We start from the raw sequence: 3,317 nt of genomic DNA, 5'->3' as shown, positions 1-3,317 counted from the left end.
AGCAGGTGCAGTTGCGCGGCATGAGCGGCCACGGCCTGCAGTGGTTTGCGCAGTGCTACAGCAACGCCGCCTTGGACGCCGCCGCCGGCGTCTGGGGTGCAGACGTCTTCCGCCTGGCAATGTACGTACAAGAAGGCGGCTACGAAACCGACCCTGCCGGCTACAAAACCCGCATTGACGGGCTGATCGAGGCTGTCAACCAGCGCGGCATGTACGCCTTGGTGGATTGGCACATGCTCAACCCCGGCAACCCGCTCGCCAACCTCGACAGAGCCAAAGACTTCTTCGACTACATCTCGAAGAAGCACGGCGCGCGCAAGGGCATCATTTACGAGATTGCCAACGAGCCCAACGGCACCTCGTGGGCCGACATCAAGCGCTACGCCGAGCAGGTGATCCCGGTGATCCGCAACAACGACCCCGACGCGGTGATCCTGGTCGGCACGCGAGGCTGGTCGAGCCTGGGCGTGTCGGAAGGCGCGGGCCCCGAAGAGATCATGGCCTCGCCCATCAACGCCACGAACATCATGTACTCGTTCCACTTCTACGCGGCCTCACACCAACAGCCCTACCTCGACGCCTTGAGCCGAAGCGTCGGCAAGCTGCCGCTGTTCGTCACCGAGTTCGGCACACAGACTTTCTCGGGCGACGGCGCCAACGATTTCGTCAGCGGCCAGAAGTACATCGACTTCTTCAAGACCCACAAGATCAGCTGGGTGAACTGGAACTTTGCAGACGATTTCCGCAGCGGCTCAGTGTTCAACACCGGCTCTTGCGCACGCAATACGTTCACGGGCCCGGCGCTGAAGGAGTCGGGGCGCTGGGTGCAAGAGCGCATGCTCAACCCGCCGGACGACTTCTAAGACGAACGCTGAGACATCAGACCGCTCTGAAGCGGTCACCGGCGGATGTCGCCTGATGGCCGTTTGCTGCCTGAAGCGAAATCCCCGATGCGAGCGATCCGCGTCATTCCCGCTTCCGCAGGAATGACATGCGTGCGACAGACTAGATCGACTTGAACCGCACCCGCTTGGGCCGCGCACCTTCTTCACCCAGGCGCCGCTTCTTGTCGGCTTCGTACTCCTGGTAGTTGCCGTCGAAGAAGTTCCACTTTGAGTCGCCCTCGCAGGCCAGGATGTGCGTCGCAATGCGGTCGAGGAACCAGCGGTCATGGCTGATCACCATGATCGAGCCGGCGAATTCGAGCAGCGCGTCTTCGAGCGCACGCAGGGTTTCAACGTCCAGGTCGTTCGACGGTTCGTCGAGCATCAGCACGTTGCCGCCCTGAGACAGCGTCTTGGCCAGGTGCAGGCGACCACGCTCACCACCGGAGAGGCTGCCCACCAGCTTCTGCTGGTCGTTGCCCTTGAAGTTGAAGCGGCCGATGTAGGCGCGGCTGGGCATCACGAACTTGCCGACGATGATGTTGTCGAGCCCGCCCGACACGTCTTGCCACACGGTCTTGTCGGCGCTGAGCGACTCACGGCTCTGGTCCACAAAGGCCAGCCGGGCGGTCGGGCCGATCTTCACGTTGCCGCTGTCGGGCTTCTCTTGCCCCGAGATCATGCGGAACAGCGTCGACTTGCCGGCGCCGTTGGGGCCGATGATGCCCACGATGGCGCCCGCCGGCACCTTGAAGCTCAGGTCGTCGATCAGCACGCGGTTGCCAAAGCTCTTGGTGACGTTCTCGAACTCGATCACCTCGTGGCCAAGGCGGTCGCCGACCGGGATGAAGATTTCGTTGGTCTCGTTGCGCTTCTGGTAATCGACGTCGCTCAACTCTTCAAAGCGCGCGAGACGCGCCTTGCTCTTGGCCTGGCGGCCCTTCGGGTTCTGGCGCACCCACTCCAGTTCCTTCTTCATCGCCTTGGTGCGAGCGTCTTCGCTCTTCTGTTCCTGCTCCAGGCGGCCTTCCTTCTGCTCCAGCCAGGTGGAGTAGTTGCCCTTCCAGGGGATGCCCGATCCGCGGTCGAGTTCGAGAATCCACTCGGCGGCGTTGTCGAGGAAGTAACGATCGTGGGTGATGGCCACCACGGTGCCGGGGAAGCGCTGCAGGAACTGCTCCAGCCAATCGACCGACTCGGCGTCCAAGTGGTTGGTGGGCTCGTCGAGCAGCAGCATGTCGGGCTTGCTGAGCAGCAGGCGGCACAAGGCCACACGGCGCTTCTCGCCACCGGAGAGCTTGCCAATGACGGCGTCCCACGGGGCCAGGCGCAGCGCGTCGGCAGCGAGTTCGAGCTGCAGGTCGGTGTTCTCGGAGCCAGCGGCCGAGATGACGGCCTCCAGCTCGGCCTGCTCGGCGGCGAGCTTGTCGAAGTCAGCGTCTTCGGCGGCGTATTCGGCGTACACCTCGTCGAGGCGCTTCTTGGCGGCGAGCACGCCACCGATGCCCTCTTCCACCGCTTCGCGCACGGTCTGGTCGGGGTTCATCACCGGCTCTTGCGGCAGGTAGCCGATCTTCAAGCCCGGCATCGGGGTGGCTTCGCCTTCGATGTCTTTGTCGACACCGGCCATGATCTTGAGCAAGGTCGACTTGCCCGAGCCGTTCAGGCCCAGCATGCCGATCTTGGCCCCGGGGAAGAAGCTGAGGGAGATGTTCTTGAGGATCTGGCGCTTCGGCGGCACGATCTTGCCGACGCGGTTCATAGTAAAAACGTACTGGGCCATGGGTAGCTTCTCGCTGGTGGAACCGGAAACCCGGGATTATCCCGGACAACCGGTTCCACACCCTCCAAGGCCCCGAAGGGCAGGCTCAGTAGTTGCCGACCTGCGTCGGTGTGCGCGTGGCAGCCGACATGGGGAAGGCCACCGCCTTGAGAGCGAACTTGGCGTACACCTCGTCGTTGCCTTCCCAATCTTCGTCGAGCAGGTTGTTGCTGACGTTGCGCACGAACTCGTAGTTGCCGTCTTTCGTGATGGTCTTGGTCGACAGTGCGAACAGCGCTTCATCGCCGCCGTTGAAGAAGTCGTCTTCGCTCCAGACACGGCAGGCGAGCTTGAACTTCAGGTTCAGGCAGGAAATGATGTTTTCTTCTTCCGGGCTGAACTTCACTGTGATGTTGGTGACGACCTTCAGCGTGTTGGAACCGGCGGTGGATTGAATCTTCAGCCTGGGGTTGCTCAGAATTGGCATGGTGATGTGCTCCTGGTGTTGAGAATGCGGACGCCCGACATGGGCTCCTGCAAGTACAGACGCGGCGGGCCGCTCAAACGGATCGCTCGAGCTAGGGGGGGCCGTCTGTTCTAGGGGTGTGGCTCAGTACAGCCGCTTGGGCACGCCCAGTGCGCCGTCGGGAACCACGGTGAACAACTTGGTG

3 protein-coding genes are annotated in these 3,317 nt (G+C 62.5%); 1 reads left to right on the top strand and 2 read right to left on the bottom strand.

Translation table 11 applies throughout. The features are described 5' to 3' along the window. A partial coding sequence (locus tag RMO40_RS05560) for a cellulase family glycosylhydrolase (protein ID WP_309717474.1) occupies positions 1-863 on the top strand: 863 nt, incomplete at its 5' end. A gap of 142 nt (positions 864-1,005) precedes the next feature. Here RMO40_RS05560 and ettA read toward each other — a convergent pair. Together ettA and RMO40_RS05550 are read right to left on the bottom strand one after the other, a co-directional pair. Then, complete coding sequence (gene ettA, locus RMO40_RS05555; RefSeq protein WP_309717472.1) at positions 1,006-2,667, bottom strand: energy-dependent translational throttle protein EttA; 1,662 nt, start codon at positions 2,665-2,667, stop codon at positions 1,006-1,008. Between the two features lie 85 nt (positions 2,668-2,752). Continuing rightward, positions 2,753-3,133 (bottom strand): hypothetical protein, encoded by a 381-nt coding sequence (locus RMO40_RS05550; protein ID WP_309717469.1) that lies wholly within the window; start codon positions 3,131-3,133, stop codon positions 2,753-2,755. Between the last annotated feature and the right edge of the window lie 184 nt (positions 3,134-3,317).

The organism is Rhizobacter sp. (assembly GCF_031412075.1).
Classification (GTDB): Bacteria; Pseudomonadota; Gammaproteobacteria; order Burkholderiales; family Burkholderiaceae_C; genus Rhizobacter.
Note: the sequence above shows the minus strand (reverse complement) of the source record. Positions and strands in the feature narration are given on the sequence as shown.